At 71.8% G+C, this 19,176-nt stretch carries 19 protein-coding genes; 5 read left to right on the forward strand and 14 right to left on the reverse strand.

From position 1 onward, the window contains the following. Positions 1-352: 352 nt before the first annotated feature. Positions 353-1,372 (reverse strand): zinc-dependent alcohol dehydrogenase family protein, encoded by a 1,020-nt coding sequence (locus tag ACFSC0_RS20230; RefSeq protein WP_377281765.1) that lies wholly within the window; start codon positions 1,370-1,372, stop codon positions 353-355. Positions 1,373-1,433: 61 nt separating this feature from the next. Between ACFSC0_RS20230 and ACFSC0_RS20235 the strand changes: the two genes are divergently transcribed. After that, entirely contained in the window at positions 1,434-2,063 is a 630-nt protein-coding gene (locus ACFSC0_RS20235) for a pyroglutamyl-peptidase I family protein (protein WP_377281766.1), read from the forward strand. On the opposite strand, the gene ACFSC0_RS20240 is transcribed toward ACFSC0_RS20235, so the two are convergent. The 3 genes from ACFSC0_RS20240 to ACFSC0_RS20250 all read right to left on the reverse strand — a co-directional run bounded on the left by ACFSC0_RS20240 (position 2,029) and on the right by ACFSC0_RS20250 (position 5,263). Continuing rightward, entirely contained in the window at positions 2,029-3,189 is a 1,161-nt protein-coding gene (locus ACFSC0_RS20240; RefSeq protein ID WP_377281767.1) for an MFS transporter, read from the reverse strand. The genes ACFSC0_RS20235 and ACFSC0_RS20240 overlap by 35 nt on opposite strands. A 165-nt stretch (positions 3,190-3,354) precedes the next feature. Then, positions 3,355-4,170, reverse strand: coding sequence for an alpha/beta hydrolase (locus tag ACFSC0_RS20245; protein WP_377281768.1), 816 nt, complete (start codon positions 4,168-4,170; stop codon positions 3,355-3,357). 73 nt (positions 4,171-4,243) lie between these two features. Next, on the reverse strand, positions 4,244-5,263 hold the full coding sequence (locus ACFSC0_RS20250; RefSeq protein WP_377281769.1) for a DUF1176 domain-containing protein: 1,020 nt from the start codon (positions 5,261-5,263) through the stop codon (positions 4,244-4,246). Between the two features lie 73 nt (positions 5,264-5,336). Between ACFSC0_RS20250 and ACFSC0_RS20255 the strand changes: the two genes are divergently transcribed. Next, positions 5,337-5,708, forward strand: coding sequence for a DUF423 domain-containing protein (locus ACFSC0_RS20255; RefSeq protein WP_377281770.1), 372 nt, complete (start codon positions 5,337-5,339; stop codon positions 5,706-5,708). On the opposite strand, the gene ACFSC0_RS20260 is transcribed toward ACFSC0_RS20255, so the two are convergent. Further along, positions 5,705-6,919 carry a multidrug effflux MFS transporter gene (locus ACFSC0_RS20260; protein ID WP_377281771.1) on the reverse strand — a complete coding sequence of 405 codons (1,215 nt, stop codon included), beginning with the start codon at positions 6,917-6,919 and terminating at the stop codon, positions 5,705-5,707. The two genes, ACFSC0_RS20255 and ACFSC0_RS20260, sit on opposite strands and share 4 nt — an antisense overlap. Positions 6,920-7,018: 99 nt before the next feature. Here ACFSC0_RS20260 and ACFSC0_RS20265 point away from each other — a divergent pair, with 99 nt between their 5' ends. Both ACFSC0_RS20265 and pip read left to right on the forward strand, forming a co-directional pair. After that, complete coding sequence (locus ACFSC0_RS20265) at positions 7,019-7,996, forward strand: alpha/beta fold hydrolase (RefSeq protein WP_377281772.1); 978 nt, start codon at positions 7,019-7,021, stop codon at positions 7,994-7,996. Positions 7,997-8,008: 12 nt separating this feature from the next. Next, entirely contained in the window at positions 8,009-9,001 is a 993-nt protein-coding gene (pip, locus tag ACFSC0_RS20270; protein WP_377281773.1) for a prolyl aminopeptidase, read from the forward strand. 125 nt (positions 9,002-9,126) lie between these two features. Here the strand turns inward: pip and rodA are convergent, their stop codons facing one another. The 5 genes from rodA to ACFSC0_RS20295 form a co-directional block, all read right to left on the reverse strand. After that, positions 9,127-10,278, reverse strand: coding sequence for a rod shape-determining protein RodA (gene rodA, locus ACFSC0_RS20275; RefSeq protein ID WP_377281774.1), 1,152 nt, complete (start codon positions 10,276-10,278; stop codon positions 9,127-9,129). Continuing rightward, the gene (gene mrdA / locus ACFSC0_RS20280; protein ID WP_377281775.1) at positions 10,275-12,272 is read right to left on the reverse strand and encodes a penicillin-binding protein 2; all 1,998 of its coding nucleotides are present in this window, start codon (positions 12,270-12,272) and stop codon (positions 10,275-10,277) included. The genes rodA and mrdA overlap by 4 nt, the downstream gene beginning before the upstream one ends. A gap of 4 nt (positions 12,273-12,276) precedes the next feature. Then, on the reverse strand, positions 12,277-12,792 hold the full coding sequence (locus ACFSC0_RS20285) for a hypothetical protein (RefSeq protein WP_377281776.1): 516 nt from the start codon (positions 12,790-12,792) through the stop codon (positions 12,277-12,279). Continuing rightward, complete coding sequence (mreC, locus tag ACFSC0_RS20290; protein WP_377355255.1) at positions 12,789-13,973, reverse strand: rod shape-determining protein MreC; 1,185 nt, start codon at positions 13,971-13,973, stop codon at positions 12,789-12,791. Before mreC ends, ACFSC0_RS20285 begins: the two co-directional genes overlap by 4 nt. A 68-nt stretch (positions 13,974-14,041) precedes the next feature. Further along, complete coding sequence (locus ACFSC0_RS20295) at positions 14,042-15,085, reverse strand: rod shape-determining protein (protein ID WP_320355567.1); 1,044 nt, start codon at positions 15,083-15,085, stop codon at positions 14,042-14,044. 307 nt (positions 15,086-15,392) lie between these two features. On the opposite strand from ACFSC0_RS20295, the gene ACFSC0_RS20300 reads away from it, so the two are divergent. Beyond that, positions 15,393-15,761 carry an MmcQ/YjbR family DNA-binding protein gene (locus ACFSC0_RS20300; RefSeq protein ID WP_377283323.1) on the forward strand — a complete coding sequence of 123 codons (369 nt, stop codon included), beginning with the start codon at positions 15,393-15,395 and terminating at the stop codon, positions 15,759-15,761. Here ACFSC0_RS20300 and ACFSC0_RS20305 read toward each other — a convergent pair. Genes ACFSC0_RS20305 through ACFSC0_RS20320 form a run of 4 tightly spaced genes read right to left on the reverse strand, consistent with a single transcriptional unit; the run spans position 15,730 to position 19,117 of the window. Beyond that, complete coding sequence (locus ACFSC0_RS20305) at positions 15,730-16,449, reverse strand: class I SAM-dependent methyltransferase (protein ID WP_377283324.1); 720 nt, start codon at positions 16,447-16,449, stop codon at positions 15,730-15,732. The genes ACFSC0_RS20300 and ACFSC0_RS20305 overlap by 32 nt on opposite strands. A gap of 11 nt (positions 16,450-16,460) precedes the next feature. Then, entirely contained in the window at positions 16,461-17,231 is a 771-nt protein-coding gene (modA, locus tag ACFSC0_RS20310; RefSeq protein WP_377283325.1) for a molybdate ABC transporter substrate-binding protein, read from the reverse strand. 3 nt (positions 17,232-17,234) lie between these two features. Next, positions 17,235-18,221, reverse strand: a complete 987-nt coding sequence (locus tag ACFSC0_RS20315; RefSeq protein WP_377283326.1) for a Kelch repeat-containing protein — start codon at positions 18,219-18,221, stop codon at positions 17,235-17,237. 14 nt (positions 18,222-18,235) lie between these two features. Then, positions 18,236-19,117 carry a DMT family transporter gene (locus tag ACFSC0_RS20320; protein ID WP_377283327.1) on the reverse strand — a complete coding sequence of 294 codons (882 nt, stop codon included), beginning with the start codon at positions 19,115-19,117 and terminating at the stop codon, positions 18,236-18,238. Positions 19,118-19,176 lie beyond the last annotated feature (59 nt).

The following is a 19,176-nucleotide window of genomic DNA, read 5'->3' on the forward strand; positions in this document are numbered from 1 at the left end:
AACTCCGGCGAAAAACGCCGGTTCTTTCCATGCGCGCGCTTCTGAGGTCTAGCGCGAGCCCTCTTGTCGGGTCCGGCGGTCACGTCCCTGGTCGCCGGGCCCGATTTTGCGTCGGCGCCTGCTTCCTACCTCCCCCGCGCAGCGGCGGGAGGGGGACCGCCCGCCGAAGCCGGCGCACGCCGGCTGCAGAGCGGGGGGTGGAGGGGGCGGGCCACCCGCACCGCCTCGCCGCCGCGACTCAGCCGCAGTTCAAAACGCCCCGCCTACGGCCCGCCCCCTCCACCAGTCGCTCTTCGCTGCGCTCGGCGACTGGTCCCCCTCCCGCCGCTTCGCGGGGGAGGTAGAAGCTCCTTCAGAACGTCAGCACGATCTTTCCGAAGTGCTCCCCCGCCTCCATCGCCCGCAGCGCCGCCTGCGCTTCGGTGAAAGGGAACCGCTTGTCGACCACGGGGCGGATCTTGTGCAGGTCGATGGCCCGGCACATGGCCTCGAACATCGCCCGCGAGCCGACCGAGACGCCCACCAGCCGGGCCGAGTTGCCGATCAGCGAGGCCGGGTTGAACGGCGCCCCCTCGCCGGCCGCCAGCACGCCGATGATGGCGATGTGGCCCGCCTGGCGCACGGCCCGCATGCTCTGCTGGATGGTGCCCTGGCCGCCGACCTCCATGATGAAGTCGGCCCCCTGGCCGCCGGTCGCCTCGCGCACGCCGCGCGCCCACTCCGGCTGGGCCCGGTAGTTGATCAGGTGGTCGCCGCCCATCGCCTTGGCCCGCTCGAGCTTCTCGTCGGACGAGGAGGTGACGATGGTCCGGTAGCCGGCCGCCTTGGCGAGCTGCAGCCCGAAGATCGAAACCCCGCCGGTCCCCTGCAGCACCACGCTTTCGCCGGGCTCCAGGTGGGCGTCCTCGAACAGCGCCCGCCAGGCGGTCAGCGCTGCGCACGGCAGGCAGGCGACCTCCTCGTCGGTGAGGAACTCCGGCGGCTTGGAGAGCCCCTCCTGATTGTAGACCGCGTACTCCCGCCCGACCCCCGGCACCGGCCAGCCGAGCGCACTCATTCCGGTCCGCTCCGGCGTCGGCCGCCCGTCGATCCAGCCCTGGAAGAACATGCTCGCCACCCGGTCGCCGACCTGGAAGCGGGTGACGCCCTCGCCCACCGCCTCGACGATCCCGCAGCCGTCGGAGAAGGGGGTGAGCGGGCCCTCGATCGTCCCGCGCGCGGCGCCGTGGCGGATCATCGACAGGTCGCGGTAGTTCAGCGACACCGCCCGCATCCGCACCAGCACCTCGCCGGGGCCCGGCTTCGGGTCCGGCCGCTCGACCACCTCGACCCGATCGATGCCCCAGGGGGCGGTCACCTGCAACGCACGCATATTCACTCCTCCCGTTCGGCGGCGAATGGGACTGCGGGCCCGCAGCCTCTATAGTGGGGCCATGCCCCCTCGCCTGCTCATCTGTGGCTTTAGCGCCTTCCCCGAGGCCATCCGCAACCCCGCACAGGCCGCGGTCGAGGCGCTGGCCGCGCACGGCTGGTCGCCAGAGGGCGCCAACGCCGACTACCTGACCGTGCCGGTCGCCTGGCGCGGCTCGGCGGAGGCCATCCTCGACCGCCTGGCCGCCGCCCCCGCCGACGCGGTGCTGGTGGTGGGCGTCGCCGTGAGCGCCGCCAGCTTCCACGTGGAGCGGCTCGGCCGCAATCGCGCCGCGGCGGAGAAGCGCGACGACCTGGGCGAACTGTGGGGCGCCGAGCTGATCGCTGCGGACGGCGCCGACGAGATCCGCACCGTCGCCCCGACCCGCTCCATGGTCGCCGCCATCGAGCGCGAGGGGCTGGCGGCCGAGCTCTCGGACGACGCCGGCGACTACCTCTGCAACTTCACCTACTACCGGCTGCTGGCCGCCGAGGCCGCCCCCACCGTCGCCTTCCTGCACGTGCCGCAGGTGCGCGAGTACGTCGAGGGCGCGGCGTTCGGGCTGGCGGACGTCGCCCGGGCGGTGCAGGCCGCGGCCGGCGCCATGGCCGAGGCCCTCAGCCGTCCAGACGCCTCGCGCCGTACAGCCTGAGCGCGCCCAGCACCCCCACCAGGCTCATCGCGGTCATCAGCAGGTAGCCGCCGGCGCCGTAGCGGTCGAACAGCGGCCCGGACGCCAGCGTCGCCAGGCCCGCCAGCAGGCCGCTGGAGAAGGCCGAGTTGATGGTCTGGGCGGCGGTCATGTTCACCGGCGAGGACAGCCGTTCCACGAGCTGCAGAGAGGCGAGGAAGGTCGCCGCATAGCTGAGCGCATGCAGCCCCTGCAGCGGGAACAGCAGCCAGAGCGGCGGCGAGAAGGCGTAGGCGGTCCAGCGCACCAGCGCGGCCAGGCCGCCGATCACCAGGAGCCGCCGCGGCCCGATGCGCCGCCGCCAGGGCTCTAAGAACCACATGAAGACGATCTCGACCGCGACGCCCACGCCCCAGAGGACGCCGGTCAGGTTCTCCGGGATGCCCTGGGCCTTCCAGGCCAGCGCCGAGAAGCTGTAGTAGAAGGCGTGGGCCGACTGGATGAGCCCCACCGACAGCACCGCCAGCAGGAACAGCCTGTCCTTCAGCAGCAGGCCCAGGCCCGCCAGCCGCTCGCGCAGCCCGGCGACGCCGCCGTGCTCCAGCACCGGATCGGCCGGCAGCAGGAAGCGCGAGGCCAGCGCCGCCAGCAGCGCCGCGGCGATGATCCACACCAGCACCGCGTCCGAGGACGTCGCCACCAGAAGGGCGCCGGCGGCGATGTTGGCGACGATGAACGCCGCCGAGCCGATGCCCCGCGGCCAGCCGTAGTTGAAGCCCTCCGTCCGCGCGCGGGCCAGGGCGACGACGTCGGTCAGCGGCGGCAGGGTGGCGAACGCGCTCGCCGCCACAAACCAGACGGCCAGCCACCAGGGAAAGCCGAACGGGGCGGCCATCATCAGATAGCCGAGCGCCGTCGCCAGACTCAGCAGGATCAGCGGCGTGCGCCGTAGCGCGAAGCTGTCGGCCCAGACCGCCAGCGCCGGCGCGGTCACCACCCGGGCCAGCATCGGCAGCGACAGGATCAGCCCGATCTGCGCGCCGGAAAGACCCCGCTCGGCGAACCACACCGGCATGTAGGGCGCCATCGCCCCCGTGCCGACGAAGATGGCCGAATAGCAGAGGCCGAGGCGCACGGCGGAGGACATGGTCCTGGCGTGCTTACCGCGAGTCTCGCAAGACCTCTCCCCGCAACGCGGGGAGAGGGGTGGGTGAGGGGGCCCGAAGCGCAGCGAAGGGCCTCGGGCGTCAGGGCTGCGGAGGCGCCGCCCCCCTCACCCTACCCTCTCCCCCCGCTGCGCGGAGGGAGAGGTTTAAACCGTGGCCATGGGCTCCAGCGCCTTCGCGGCGGTCTCGGCGGTGCCGAGGTGCCTCACGTAGAACCGCTCCCAGCTCGCGCCTTCGAAGGGCGGGATGCCCATGTGGCCGCCGGGGTTGATGTGCATGGTCTTCTCCGCCGAGCCGAAGGCCTCGAACAGGGCGATGCCGTGCTCGCGGGGCGCGACCGCGTCGTCCCACTGGAAGACGAACTCGACGGGGATGGTGATGGACCTGGCCGCCGCCTCGAACTCGGCCGCGCCGGGGCGCAGGCCGGCCAGGCCGAAGACGGCGCACTTGATCCGCGGTTCCTGGGCCACGAACGGCACGCCGATGGCCGTGCCCATGGAGACGCCCCAGTAGCCGATCCGCCCGTCGTCGCCGACGAAGTCCAGGCTCAGGACGGCGTCGAGGGCCGCCTTCCACTCCGGCACGGCCTGGGCGGTGCGCTGGGCCATCTGCTTCAGCCGCTCGGGCGTGAAGCCGGCCGGCGCCTGGCCGGTCACCCGCGCGCCGACGTCGCGGGCCATCGCCTCGGCCTGCTCGCGGGAGATGCGGTCGCCGTGGCCCGGCGCGTCGATGGCCAGCGTCGCGTAGCCGAACTTCTTCGCGTAGATCCGCGCCCGAGCGACGATGCCGGCGGTCTTCTTGTGCTGCGAGCCGCCGTGGCCCATCAGGATCAGCGGCCGGGGCCCCTTCGCCCCTTCCGGCGTCCACAGCGCCGCGGGCACCGTCTCGCCGCCGACCGACAGCTCGAATAGCCGGCGGGTGACGCCCGGCTCGTCCTGCCGCTCCTGCGTGAACTGGATCATCTCCTCCACCACCTTCTTCTCGTTCCTGGGACAGCCGACAGCCTCGTGCCCCGGCGGTTGAAGTCAAGGCTGACTACCGGCTGACGAACTCGGTCGGCCAGTCGTCGAGGGGCACGCCGCGGCAGTCCGGCATCACCTCCGAGCGCTTCAGGGCGAAGGCCTGGCCGGTCCAGACCCAGCTGGTGAAGGCGCCGCAGTCGCCAAGCCCGCGGGCCTTGTCGAAGTTGGTGAGCGTCTGGGAGCCGGGGTCGAACTCGGCGTTCATCAGCCGCCCGCTCTCCGCCATCCCGCTCTCGTACGGGAAGTCCGGCGCGCCCTTGAGCGTCCCCTTCTCGTCCAGCAGGCTGAAGTCGTAGATGATGTTGTAGGCGCCGCGGCTGCACGCCGTCTGCCACATCAGCAGCCCGGGAGCGAGGCGGAAGACCTGCGGATCGATCCCCAGCTCGCCGATGTCATCGTCGCAGGACTCCCACGGGTACTTGATCGCATCCGGCAGCGCCTTCGGAAGCCCGGCTTGCGAGACCGGCGCGGCCGCACGCACCAGCGGCGGCGGCGGGACGGCCGGCACGGCGCTCGCCGGCTTCGGGCCCTTGGCCACCAGCGCCGTGACCGTTCCGGCGCGCTTCTGCCGGTCGTCGGCCCAGCGCAGCGCCGCCGAGCTCCCCTTCAGGGAAATCGCCGAGACGATATCCCGGCCTCGCCAGATCGAGAGGATCCCGCCGTTCGCCAGGCCCTTCAGCAGCGTCGCCGTCTGCGCCGAACTCAGCACGGCCCGCTGGTAGACCTCGTCCTTGCCCGCGCTGGCCGGGACCTGGTCCACCACCGCAAATCCGTCGATCTCCAGCCGCCAGACGGCGCTTCCCTCCCCGTTCGCCGAAATCGAGATCGTAGGCGCAGCGCCGGCCGCTCCGCTGCGGGTGATGCGAATGTAGGAGAGCTGCTCCGTGTCCTGATCTGAGAAGCCGTAGGCGTTGCACGTCCGGACGTTGTCGCAGACCACGATCCAGTCGCCGAACGCCCCGGACTCCGCCCGCGCCGCCCCCGCAAGCGCCACAACCCCCGCCGCAAGAAACCCGATCAACGCCGCGCGCATGACCCCTCCCGTTCGCATTCGCCGCCACATACCCTAGAGCTGGGCTGATCGTTCGCAATCGGGTGGCAGGAACATGTGGACGGCTCGCAACTGGATGACGCTGGCGGCGCTCCTCGGCCTCGCGGCCGTGGCCGGCGGCGCCTTCGGCGCGCACGGCGTGGCCGATCCCAAGGCACGGTCATGGCTGCAGACCGGGGCGGAATATGCGCTGGCTCATGTGCTGGCGACGTTCGCCTGCGCGATCCTGGCTCAGTTCGGCGCCCGCAGGGTCGGGCTCGCGGCGGGCTTCTTCCTCGCAGGCGTCGTGCTCTTCACCGGTTCGCTGTTCGCCATGGGACTGGGCGGACCGCGCTGGCTGGGCGCGGTCACGCCCATCGGCGGGCTGTCCTTCATGGTCGGGTGGGCGGCGCTGGCCTGGGCGGCCCGGGGCGTCCGCCGCCCTTAGGCCTTCTCGCGGCTCGGCAGCGCCAGCGTGTGCAGCGCGATCGCCGAGCCGGCGATGGCGACCAGCATGATCAGCGCCATCGGCCGCGCGGTCGCATCGTGCAGGGCGGCCGAGATGCTGGCCGCCACCGCGCCGGCCGCGAACGAGGCCGCCCCCGTCAGCGCCGAGACCGAGCCGGCCCGCAGCGGATCGACGCTGAGGGCGCCGGCGGTCGTGTTGCCCTGCATGAAGCCGTAGCTGGCCAGCAGGATGAACAGCAGGCCGAGCACGCCCCACTGGCCGCCCCAGCCGGTGACCGCGACGAGGGCCAGGAGGGCCGCGAGGCCCGCCGAGACCAGGCTCGCGGTCGCCAGCACCTGGTCCGGCGTGCGCCTGCGCAGAAGGTGGCGGTTCACCTGGTTGGCCCCGATGATCCCGAAGGCGTTGAGGCCGAACACCCAGCCGAAGTTCTGCGGGCTGATGCCGTAGGTCCCGATCAGCAGTCCCGGCGAGGCGGAGATGTAGGTGAACAGCGTCGCCCCGTTCAGCGCCCCGGCCAGCAGGTAGCCGATCAGCCGCTTCTGCCTGAAGAGGGCCGCGTAGGCCTGCAGCGGGCTCTCGCTGCGCGCCTGGGCGGCCGTCGCCTCCGAGCGCGACTCCTTCAGCCGCAGCAGGACGGCGGCGCCGACCGCCACGCCGAACGCGGCCAGCACCCAGAAGTTGGCCCGCCAGCCGGCGATGGTGAGGATCACGCCCCCGAGCAGCGGCGCGAGGATGGGCGCCAGGCCCATGATCAGCATCATCAGCGACAGCATCCGCGCCGTCTCGGTGTGGTCGAACTTGTCGCGGATGATCGCCCGCGCCACCACCCCGCCGGCGCAGCCGCCCAGCGCCTGGACGAACCGGGCGGCGATCAGCATCTCCGGGCTGGTCGCCAGGGCGCAGGCCACCGAGGCGGCGGTGTAGACCACGACGCCGACGAGCAGCGGCGCGCGCCGGCCGTAGCGGTCCGACGCCGGGCCGTAGATGAACTGGCCGATGGCCATGCCCGCGAAGAAGGCGGCGACCGTCGCCTGCGCCTGTCCGGCGCTGGCCGACAGCCCCTGGGCGATCGCCGGCAGGCTCGGCAGGTACATGTCGATGGCCATGGGTGCGAAGGCGGTCATCGCCCCCAGCATGACGACGAGGCCCCAGGGGGTCGGGGCGGGCTTGATCTCGGCGTCCTTCGGCATGGGCGCCTTCTAGCGCGTCGGCGCGGGCGAAGAACCCCTTCCCTTCCGCCGCGGAGCCTGCGCAGCCTGCGGCGCCTGGAACGAGTCCCGGAGCAAGCCATGCCCACCACCGAGATGCCGCCCGCACAGCGCGCCGCCGTGAACGGAATCGAGCTCGCCTATTACGAGGTCGGCCCGCGGCAGGGCGTCCCCGTCGTCCTCTGCCACGGCTTTCCCGAGACCGCCTTCTCCTGGCGCCATCAGCTGAAGGCGCTGGAGGCGGCCGGCCGCTGGGCCATCGCCATCGACGGGCGCGGCTATGGCCTCACCTCCCGCCCTCCGGCGGTGGAGGACTACGACATGGAGCACCTGACCGGGGACCTCGTGGGCCTCCTGGACCACCTGGGCGTGGAGAAGGCGATCTTCGTCGGCCACGACTGGGGCGGCTTCGTCGTCTGGCAGATGCCGCTGATGCATCCGGGCCGCTGCGCCGGGATCATCGGCCTCAACACGCCGTTCCAGCAGCGGCTGGGCATCGACCCCATCGCCCTGTTCCGCAAGGTCTATGGCGACGAGATGTACATCGTCTGGTTCCAGACGCCGGCCGAACCCGACGCCCTGCTGGCGCAGGACGTGGAGAAGACCATGCGCTTCTTCATGCGCGCCGGCGACGGCCTGAAGTCCGACGCCCAGCCGAAGGCCGAGGGCCGCTCCACCTTCGCCTTCGGCGAGACGCTGAAGCGCTACGATCCCGCGGGCGACGCCCGCCAGTTCCTGAGCGACGAGGAGCTCGCGGTCTACGTCGAGGCGTTCCGGCGGACCGGCTTCACCGGCCCGATCAACTGGTACCGCAACTTCACCCGCAACTGGGAACGCTCGGCGCATCTGCCGCAGCGGATCGACGGCGTCCCCTGCCTGATGATCACCGCCGAGCACGACCCTGTGCTGCGCCCTTCCATGGCCGAGGGCATGGGCGACCACATTTCCGACCTGGAGACGGTGATGATCGAAGGTTCCGGCCACTGGACGCAGCAGGAGAAGCCGGAAGAGGTGAACCGGATCATCCTTGGCTGGTTAGATCGCCGCTTCCCGCGGTAAGAAGAACATCGAATGGAACGCACCACGCCCGCGCCCGCCGTGTCCTCGCTCGCCGGCCGAAGAGGCCTCTACGCGGACAACGAGCCGTTCGCCTACGGCTGGCTGCCCACCGGCGGCCCGCACGAGATCTTCTACGAGGAATGCGGGCGGCCCGACGGAAAGCCGGCGGTGATCCTGCACGGGGGGCCGGGCGGAGCGATCAATCCGACCATGCGCCGGTTCCTCGACCCCGCCCGCTGGCGGATGACGCTGTTCGACCAGCGCGGCTGCGGCCGCTCGCGCCCGAACGCCTCCCTCGAGGACAACACCACCTGGTCGCTGATCGAGGACATCGAGCGGCTGCGCGAGCATCTCGGAATCGAGAAGTGGACCGTGTTCGGCGGCTCCTGGGGCTCCACCCTGGCGCTGGCCTACGCGATCAAGCATCCGGATCGGGTCGCGGGCCTGATCCTGCGCGGCGTCTTCCTACTGACCGATCGGGAGCTGGGCTGGTTCTACCAGGACGGCGCCTCGATGCTCTTCCCCGACGCCTGGGAGCGGTTCTGCGCCCCGATCCCGGCCGCCGAGCGCGCCGACATGATCGGCGCCTACCACCGCCGGCTGACCCACCCGGACCGCAAGGTCCAGGCCGAGGCGGCCGCCGCCTGGAGCCAATGGGAGGGGGACACCATCTCGATCCGCGGACCCGAGGCCCGGCCCTCGAAGTTCAACGAGATCGACTTCGCCATCGCCTTCGCGCGCATCGAGTGCCACTTCTTCGCCAACCGCGGCTTCTTCCCGGAAGACGGCTGGATCCTGAAGAACATCGACAAGATCCGCGGCATTCCGGGCTGGATCGTCCAGGGCCGCTTCGATGTGGTCACGCCGATGGAAGCGGCCTGGAAGCTGAAGACCGCCTGGCCGGAAGCCCGCTTCGAGGTGGTCTGGGACGCCGGCCACGCCTCCACCGAACCGGGCATCGTCGACGCCCTCGTGCGGGCGACGGACCAGGCGCTGGCGGTCTGAATACAGAGGGAGCCGGTGACTGGTTGCGCCCCAGGCGCTACCTGTCACCCGTATCGAGCCGCTGCGCCGCGTAGGGTGACAGGTAGGGCCGCTCCGCGTCCCAACCAGTCACCGCGCAAGGTTCGCTAGAACAGCCCCTTGCTGCTGCCGACCTCGGAGTAGCGGTGCACCCGCACCGACTGCACCAGGCCAAAGCCGATCATCACCGTCATCGCCACCGTGCCGCCGTAGGACAGGAGCGGCATCGGCACGCCCACGACGGGGGCCAGCCCCATCACCATCGCCCCGTTGATCAGCACGTAGCAGGCGAAGGTGGCGGTGACGCCCGCGGCGGCCAGCCGGCCGTAGTGGCTGTGCGACAGCGAGGCGGTGCGCAGGGCCATGAAGATGACCGCGGCGTAGAGCGTCAGCAGGAAGGCGCAGCCGACGAAGCCGAACTCCTCGGCCAGGGTGGCGAAGATGAAGTCCGTGTGCTTCTCGGGCAGGTAGTCGAGCTGGCTCTGCGAGCCCAGGCCGTAGCCCTTGCCGAGCAGGCCGCCCGAGCCCAGGGCGATCATCGACTGCAGGATGTGGTAGCCCGACCCGGAGGGGTCGCTCTCCGGGTCGAGGAAGGTCATGACGCGCTGGCGCTGGTAGGGGTGCAGCACGAACATGACGATCGGCGGGATCGAGACGAGGAAGCCCGCCACGCCGGCGATGATGATCTTCCACGACAGGCCCGCCAGGAAGACGACGGCCAGGCCGGTGAACAGGATCAGCATGGCGGTGCCGAGGTCGGGCTGGTGGGCCACCAGCGCGAACGGGACGGCGATCATCAGGCCCGGGATCAGCAGCCGCCAGGAGAGCCGCGCCGTCTGGGCCGAGGCGCCGTGGTAGAAGCGGGCCAGCGCCATCACGATGCCGACCTTCATCACCTCGGAGGGCTGGAAGCTGAACGGCCCTATGGACAGCCAGCGCTGGGCGCCCATCCGCACGTCGCCCACCGCCTCTACGGCCACCAGCAGCAGCAGCGCGACGGCGTAGACCGGGTAGGACAGGGCGAACCAGACCCGGATGTCGACCAGCGCCAGCACCACCATGACGCCGAAGAACAGGGTGTAGCGGACCAGGTGGTTGGCCGCCCAGGGCGTCCAGGAGCTGCCCGCCACCGAGAACATCATCAGCGCGCCGAAGCAGGCGATCAGGGTGACGAAGAAGCAGAAGGTCCAGTCGATCTGGGCGATCTTGACCGTCGGCCGGTCGCGCTCGCCCGGGCGGGTCAGGGCGCTGGCGCTCATGCGGGTGCTCCCGGCGGGGCGGCGATGGGCGTGTCGGGCGCCGCGTCCGGCGCAATGACCGAGGGCGGATCGGGGATGTCCACCTCCCCCTCGGGCGGCAGCTCGGGCATGGGCAGCGGCTGTTCGATGCGCGCCCGGATTTCGGGGTCCTTCAGCAGGGCCACGCGCATGATCTCGCGGGCCCGCGGCGCGGCGGCCGTCGAGCCGCCCATGCCGTGCTGCACGATCACCGACAGCGCATAGCGCGGCTCGTCGAGAGGCGCGAAGCAGACGAAGAGGCCGTGGTCACGGTACTTCCACGGTCCGCCCTTCCCGCGCGAGCCCCCGGCGGTGTAGTTGCGAACCTGCGCCGTGCCGGTCTTGCCCGCCATCAGGATGTCGCCGAGACCGAGCTGGCTGGCGCGGAAGCCGGTGCCCCCCGCCTCGGTCACCGCGGCCATCCCCTCGCGCACATAGTCGATGTGCTCGCGCTTGAACGGCAGGTCCGGGACGTCCGAGCCGGCCTTGAGCACCTGGTCGCCTACCGACTTGATCAGCCGCGGATTGAGCGCCTTGCGCCCGTTGGCCAGCCGCGCGGTCATCACCGCCAGCTGCAGGGCGTTCACCTGCAGGGCCCCCTGGCCGATGCCGTAGCTCAGGGACTCGCCCGGCATCCACTCCTGGTTCGCCGGGTTCTTCTTGTAGTAGCGCCGCTTCCACTCGCGGGACGGCACGATGCCCTTCTTCTGGCCCGAGATGCCGATGTCGAAGATCTGCTCGAAGCCGAAGGCCTTGGCGACCTTGGCGATCTGGTCCGGGCCGATGCGCAGGGCGACCTGGTAGAAGTAGACGTCGCAGGAGTTCTTCAGGGCGTCGCGCATGGTCTGCGGGCCGTGCCCCCCGCGCTTGTGGCAGTGGAAATAGCGGCCGAAATGCCAGCCGCCGCCGCAGAAGATCCTCACGTCGGGGTCGATGCCCGCGTCCAGCGCCGCCAGCGCCGTGATGGTCTTGAAGGTCGAGCCCGGCGGGTAGAGCCCGGACAGGGCCTTGTCGAGCAGCGGCCGGCGCTCGTAGTTGGCCAGCGCCCGGTACTCCGGCCCCGAGAGGCCGCGGACGAAGCGGTTGGCGTCGAACGACGGCGCCGAGGCCAGGCACAGCAGGTCGCCGGTGCGGCAGTCCATCATCACCGCCGCGCCGCTCTCCTCGCCGAACACCTCGATGGCGCGGGTCTGGACGTCCACGTCGAGGGTCAGCTGGATCGGCTTGCCGGGGACGGCGGGGATGTCGCCGTCCGGGTCGTGGCGCACCTCGCGGCCGTTGGCGTCGACCTCGACCTTCTGGGCGCCGGGCTTGCCGCGCAGCTCCAGGTCGAAGGCCTTCTCCACGCCCTGCCGGCCGATTCGGAAGCCGGGGTGCAGCAGGATGGGATCGGCGTTCGGCCCGGTCTCCTTGATGTCTTCCCGGATCGGCTTGGCCACGTAGCCGATCACGTGGGCGAAGGCGCCGCCGTGCGGATAGACCCGCACCTCGCCCATGTCGGCGACCACCCCCGGCAGTTCCGGGGCGCGCAGGTTGATCGCCGAGAACTGCTCCCAGCTCATGTCTTCCATGACCTGCACCGGCACGCGCCGGGGCGAGCGGTCGATCTCCTTCACCAGCCGGGCCTGCCGCTCCGGGTTCAGCGGCACATAGTTGGCCAGGGTCTTCAGCGTGGCCTCGTGGTCGAGGTCCTCCTCGCGGCGCACCAGCAGGCGGAAGTTGGGCCGGTTCGAGGCCAGCACCACGCCGTTGCGGTCGAGGATCACGCCGCGGGGCGGCGGCACGAGCTTGAAGTTGAACTGGTTGGAGGCGGCGAGCTTCTGGTAGCGGCCGGATTCCACCAGCTGCAGGTACCCGAGCCGGGTCGCCAGGGCGAGGATCCCGCCGCCGGCCAGCCCGCCCAGCAGGAAGGTGCGCCGGTGGAAGGCGCCCTGCCGTTCGTTGACGTCGGAGAAGTAGATGGCGGTCTGCGGCATGCGGCTACCGGAAGCGGACGTCGGCGTCTTCGAAGCGGTCGATCAGGCGGTGGACGAGCGGATAGAGCAGCACCGTCCAGAACCACTGCCAGGCCAGCGGCCGGAAAGCGGGCGCGGCGTCCAGCTGCATCAGCGTGAACATCGACCCGGCCGCCAGGGTCAGGGCGCACATCGCCCCGTACCAGCCCCACAGCACCGCCCCGCTCTGGCCGACCATGAAGCTGCGGGCCGACAGGGTCACGCCGTAGGCGATCAGCATCGACAGCGCCCACAGCCCCAGTGGCGAGCCCCAGAAGATGTCCAGGAACAGGCCCAGGACCAGCACCGCGAACGGCGCCAGGATCGAGGGCCGGATCACCGCCCAGGCGAACACCAGCGCCAGCGGGAAGGCCGGCTCGGGCAGCTGCAGGCCGAACACCCGCAGCGGAACCGCGAACAGGATGGTGGCCGCGATCGCCCAGAGCATGGGCAGGCCGATCCAGGTTCCAGGGTCCAGCGGTCGCGCGCCGCCGGGGCTCATTGCGCAGCTCCGGCCTCGGCAGGCGCCGGCGCGGCGGGCGCTGTGGCGGGCGGCGGGGCTGCGGCCGTCGCGGGCGCATCGGCGACGGGCGTCGTGCGCAGCGGCGCGGGCGCCGCCGGCCGCGGGGCCGCCGCCGGGGCGACGGTCGTGGGGGGAGCCGCAGGCGCGGCCCGGGGCGCGGCGGGCGCCGGGGGCGTGGCCGCGGGCGCCGGGCGCAGCGTCACCGTCGCAGGCGGGGCGGGCGTGGGCGCGGCGGGCGCGCCGGCCGGCGGTGCCGCGCCCGGGGCGGTGATCAGCGGCGGCGGCGTCATCTTGTTCAGTTCCTGGGTGTTCACCAGCTGGGAGAAGTCCTGGAACAGCAGGATGCGGACATAGTCGATCGGCGCGGAGTCCGAGGCCAGCGCGACCCGCCAGCGGCCGTCGAGGCCCTTCACCGCCACGCCCACCGGCAGGCCGCGGGGCAGCATGCCGCCGTCGCCCGAGGTGACGACCCGGTCGCCCTCCTTCACCGGCTCATGGCCGCGCAGGTATTCGAGCCGCGGGTTCGGCCCGCCGTCGCCGGTCAGGATGGCGCGGGCGTTGGTGCGGTCGATCATCACCGGCGTGCGCGAGGCGATGTCGGTCAGGGTCAGAATGCGGCTGGCGCCGTCGGTGACGCCGACCACGCGGCCGACCAGCCCCTTCTCGCTCATCACCGGATGGCCGGCCTGGATTCCCTTCTCGCGCCCGGCGTTGGCGATCCGCGCCTGGGAGAAGGGCCCGCGCGAATCCTGCACCACCCGCGCCGCGACCATCGGGATCGGCGGGTCGGTCTGCAGGCCGAGCAGCGTCTTGTAGCGGTCGTTGGTGTCGCGCAGCGCCACCGCCAGGTCGCGCCACTGGCGCATCTCCTGCAGCTCGGCCTTGAGCCTGCGGTTCTCCGAGACGGCGAAGAAATAGCCCCTGACGGTGTCGACCCCGGAGCCGACCCAGCGCAGCGGGGTCGACAGCACCCCGCCCACCGGCGCGGCCACCTTGTCGCCCACCTCGCGGGTGACGCTGTAGGCGCCGGCGGAGATGTCGCCGCGCCGATCGTTCATCAGGAGGGCGAGCGCCACTATGGAGGCGATGACCACGGCCACCGTCGCCATCCAGGTGAGCGGCACCTTCAGCTCGCCGAACGTCGAGTCCCGCAAGGACACTGGTCGCCTCCAATCAGCGACTTACGCCGTCAGCCCCCCGGCCGACGCGAATCGTTGAACTTCAAGTCTTAAGCCAGCGTGGACTCGAGGACGCCCTTCATCCACTTCGGATGTTCGAGCACCTTGCCGCACCCCAGCGCCACGCAGGACAGCGGATCGTCGGCGACGGTCACCGGCAGGCCGGTGTGGTCGCGGATCTCGGAGTCCAGGCCGCGCAGCAGCGCGCCGCCCCCGGTCAGCATGATCCCCTTGTCGGCGATGTCGGAGGCCAGCTCCGGCGGCGTCGCCTCGAGCGCCAGCTTCACGGCGTCGACGATCTGGCCGACCGGCTCGGACAGCGCATCCGAGGCCTGCTTCTCGCTGATCCGCACTTCGCGCGGCACGCCCTGCATCAGGTCGCGGCCCTTGACCTCGATCGACAGGCCCTCGCCGTCGGACGGGGCGCGGGCGGTGCCGATCTCCTTCTTGATCCGCTCGGCGGTGGTCTCGCCGATCAAGAGGTTATGGTTGCGGCGCATATAGCTGATGATCGCCTCGTCCATCTTGTCGCCGCCGACGCGGACCGAGCGCGAGTAGACGATGCCCGAGAGCGACAGGACCGCCACCTCGGTGGTGCCGCCGCCGATGTCGACGACCATCGAGCCGGTCGGCTCGTGGATCGGCAGGCCGGCGCCGATCGCGGCGGCCATCGGCTCGTCGATCAGGCCCACGCGGCGGCCGCCGGCGTTGAGGCAGCTGTCGTTGATGGCGCGGCGTTCAACGGCGGTGGCGCCGGACGGCACGCACACGATCACCTTGGGGTTCACGAAGCCCTTGCGGTTGTGAACCTTGCGGATGAAGTACTTGATCATCTCCTCGGCGACTTCGAAGTCGGCGATGACCCCGTCGCGCATCGGGCGGATGGCTTCCATGTGGCCCGGCGTGCGGCCCAGCATCTGCTTGGCCTCGATGCCGACGGCGTGGACGACCTTTCGTCCGCCGACGTTGCGCAGGGCCACCACGGACGGCTCGTTCAGCACGATGCCCTTGCCCTTCATGTAAATGAGGGTGTTGGCGGTGCCGAGGTCGATGGCGATATCGTTCGAGATGGCGCCGAAGAGGGACTGGAGCATGCAGGGCCCTAAGCGAGATGCGGCTGACGATTGTGTTCTTTGAAGTCGCGTAGAAAGGGTCCCCAGAACCCCTGAGCGTCGGCCCCTTACGCTTCGAATCGAAGCGCTCGACCCCCAGGACTCGCTGACAGGACAGTAGCTCGTGTGCCTTGCCGTAGAGTCGAGATCAAGGGTTATTCAAGGGGTGCGCGCCCCCGCCGCGCGGCGTTCTGCCAGTACAAGGGGCATATCTCTGTGGGCGAATCGCGCAAGGCCGGATTCGCCTGTGGCGTGCAGGCCTAAACCGCGAATCGCAGGGGAGATTCCGATGGCCCCCGAAGACCTTGCCGAGGCGCTGCGCCGGTTCGGCCTGACCTATCCGGAAGCGCACCTGAAGAGCCCCTGGCCGGGCCACCTGGACCTGGCCGTCAGGGACAAGACCTTCGCCTACCTGCCGCCGGCCGGTCAGCCGTTCAGCCTGTCGGTGAAGCTGCCCTTCACTGGGCCCGAAGCGCTCGAGCTGCCGTTCGCCAAGCCCGCCGGCTACGGCCTGGGCCGTAGCGGCTGGGTGAGCTTCGATCCCGCGCCGGACGAGGTCCCGCCGCTCGAGACGCTGAAGTCCTGGATCGACGAGAGCTACCGCGCCCAGGCGCCGAAGAAGCTGATCAAGTTGATCGGCGGTGGCGGCACGGCCTGATGCTGCCCGGCGCCGGCCGCGCCTCGAGCGCCGGCGGCTCGAAGATCGCCAGGTAGCCGAGGCCGCCCTCCAGCGTGATGAAGTCGGTCTGGCGGTAGCCCACCGCCTCCAGCTCGCACTTCAGCAGCGCCGGCGGGGTGCCGTGGTGCTCGGGCAGCCGATCGACGTCGAGGACGCCCACCCTGGCCCCGGGCTTCAGCGAGGGGACCAGGTTCCACATCAGGGCGTAGGGCTGGGCGATCTCGTGGTACATGTGCGCCAGGATGGCCCGGTCCACCGAGGCCGGCGGCAGCTTGGGATCGTCGCCCGCCCCGACCACAGTCTCCACGTTGGAGATGCCGCGCCGGGTGAGCTCGCGACGGAGCTCCGCAAGGTAGGCTTCGGTCACGTCCTGGGCGTAGACCCGCCCCTCCGGTCCCACCACCGGCGAGAGCCGCAGGGCGTGGTAGCCCGACCCGGCCCCGATGTCTGCCACCGCCATGCCCGGCCCGATGCCGAGCGCGCGGATGATCTGGCCGGACTCGTCGGCCTTGTCCCGGTCCGGCCCCGATGACCAGGTCGAGCTGACGATCTCGGCGATCGGCCGGTCGGGCTCCGGGAACCGGCCCTTGGCCGTCGGCTGGCCCGCGCTCGGCTGGCTGCAGGCGGCCGCCAGCAGGGCGGCGGCGACGGCGGCGATGAACTTCATGCGGCGCGGACTCACCGTGGCGGCGTGACGCTGAAACCATGGCGCCGGAAGATCGCGCTGGCCTCAGGTCCCGATAGATAGGCGAGGAATCGCCCCGCCGCACGGTTTCCGGCGCCGCGGCCGGTGAGCGCGGCCGGATAGACGATCGGCGGATGGCTCTCGGCCGGGAAGGCGCCGACGATCCGCACCCGCCGGTCCGCCTTGGCGTCGGTCTCGTAGACGACGCCCAGCGGGGCCTCGCCGCGGGCCACGAACTGCAGCGCCGCCCGCACGCTCTCGGCGGGGGCGACGCGGGCCTCGACGCTCTCCCAGACGCCCAGGCTCGTCAGGGCGGCGCGTCCGTAGCGGCCCGCGGGGACGTCCGGCGCGGCCATCGCCAGCCGGCCGTCGCCCAGCGCGGGGGCCAACGGCATGCCGGGTCCGATGGCGATCTGCGCCTCCGACCCCGCCGGGGCGATCAGCACCAGCCGATTGGCGAGCAGGTCGCGCCGGCTGGCCGGCTGGATCAGCCGCCGTTCGGCCGCGTAGTCCATCCAGTCGCGGTCGGCGGAGACGAACAGATCGGCGGGCGCGCCCTGCTCGATCTGGCGGGCGATGGCCGACGAGGCGGCGTAGGAGAAGCGCACCGGCTGGCCGGTCTGCCGGGTGTAGGCGCCGCCCACCTCGTTCAGCGCGTCCTGCAGCGAGGCGGCGGCGAACACCGTCACCGTCTGCTCCCGCCCGCAGGCGGGCAGAGCCGCGAGGAGCGGCAGCGACAGCAGCAGGGCTCTGCGGCGCAGCAAGCGTCAGCCCAGGACCAGGGCTTCGTTGACGGCGCTGACCTGTCCGCCGGACTCCTTCACCCCCCCGCCGATGGCGTAGACGCGGCCGCCGACGGCGGCGCCGGCCAGACCGTGGCGCGGCGTGCGCATGGCCGGCTCGGCGGTCCATTCGTCGGTCTTCGGATCGTAGCTCCAGCACTCGGGGATCATGCCCGGACCGCCCTCGCCGCCGAACACATAGAGCTTGCCGCCGGCCGCCGCGCCGGCCAGGCCGCCGGCGCCCTTGGGCATCGGCCGCAGCGTCTCCCAGGCGTCGGTCCTCGGGTCGTAGCGGTCGAGACGGGCGCTGTTGCCCTCCCCCACCCGACGCCCTCCGGCAAGGTAGAGGCGCCCGTCGATCACTGCGCCCGTGGCGCTGTTGCGGGCCTCGGGACACGGCCGCGCCGTCGTCCAGCGGCCGGAGGCGGGCTCGAACACCTGGTGCAGGTCGATGTCGCCGTGGTCGCGCCAGCCGGCGTTGGCCGCCCCCTTGGGCGCGCGCCCGCTGACGACGTGGACCCGCTCCCCCAGCCCCAGGGCCACCGTCTCGCACTGCAGGCGCGGCATGGCGGCGACAGGCGTCCAGGTCTCGTCCAGGCGCAGCGCGTCGGGGATGGCGACCCAGGACCCGGCCTCGGTCTCCCGGAAGCCGCCGAAGGCGTAGACCTTGCCCCCCGCGGCCGCGAGCGCCGGATGGTGGCGCGGGAACGGCAGCCGGGGCCCCTCGCGCCAGCGGTCGGCGGCCGGATCGTAGATCCCCGTGCGGTCCTGCGGGTTCACCGCCCCCTGCGACGGCGCCATGCCGCCGGCGATGACGACCGTCTCGCCCAGCGCCGTTCCGTAGACCTCCTGCACGGGCCAGGGGATGTCCGCCCGCGGCTCCCAGCGGGCGCCCGCGGCGCAGGCGGCGGAGGGTCCGAGCATCGCGGCGAAACCGGCGGCCAGCGCCGTCCTTCTGTCGAGGTCAGCCATGGCCGCAACCTTACTCAGGCCAGCGCCGTCGTCACCACGCCAAGTCCGGTGGCCACTCCGCCGACGATCTGGCGCAGGCTGAGCCTCTCCTTGAACAGCCGTCGGCCGGCGGCGGCGGCGATGGGCAGTTCAACGACGCCGACCGCCCTCACCTGCCCGGCCGGCGCGATGGCCAGGGCGCTGAACCAGCAGGCCGAGGCCGCCGCCCCGCAGAACCCCGCGCCCAGCGACTCGCGCCACGAGACCGCCACCGCCTTGAGGGCCGCGGGCTTGGTGACGGCCAGGATCAGGGTCAGGCCGAGCGACTGCAGCGCCTGGGCGATGCAGACCGCCGCCGTGCCGGCATAGATCGGATGGTCCGGCTCCAGCGCCAGGCCTGCCTGCCGGTAGGCGTTCAGCACCACCGCCATCGCCGCGCCCGAGGCGACGCCCAGGACCGAGCCCAGCAGGCCGCCCGACTGGAAGCCGCCCTTGGGCCAGGAGAGGATGCACAGCCCCGCCGTGGCCGCGGCCAGCCCGGCCCAGGCCCCCGGCGCCATCACGTCGGCGAACACCAGCCAGCCGAACAGGGCCGAGAGCGGCAGGTTGGTCTGCTGCATGAAGGTCGCCACGGCGAAGCCCGAGCGCCGCATGGCCAGCAGCAGCAGGGCCGTCTGGATCACCTGGCCGAACGCCCCGACGGCGACGGCCAGCCAGAACCGCCCCGAGGCGTGCGGCTCGGCGCCGGGCGTGAGCAGCGCCACCACCGCGAAGATCGCCACCGAGAACGGCAGGCCGAACAGGAAGCGGACCAGGGTCGCGCCCCACGGCCCGGCGTCGCCCACCAGGCCGCGCTGCAGGGCGTTGCGCGCGACCTGCAGCGGCGCCGCCGCGGCCGTCAGGAATATCCAGAGCATGTGAGCCCCCGCTCATGCTCGTGCAGCCGGGCGCGCACGCGACGGCCCGCTGGTACGGA

Origin of the sequence: Phenylobacterium terrae, from assembly GCF_042681205.1 — a bacterium.
Lineage (GTDB): Bacteria > Pseudomonadota > Alphaproteobacteria > Caulobacterales > Caulobacteraceae > Phenylobacterium > Phenylobacterium terrae.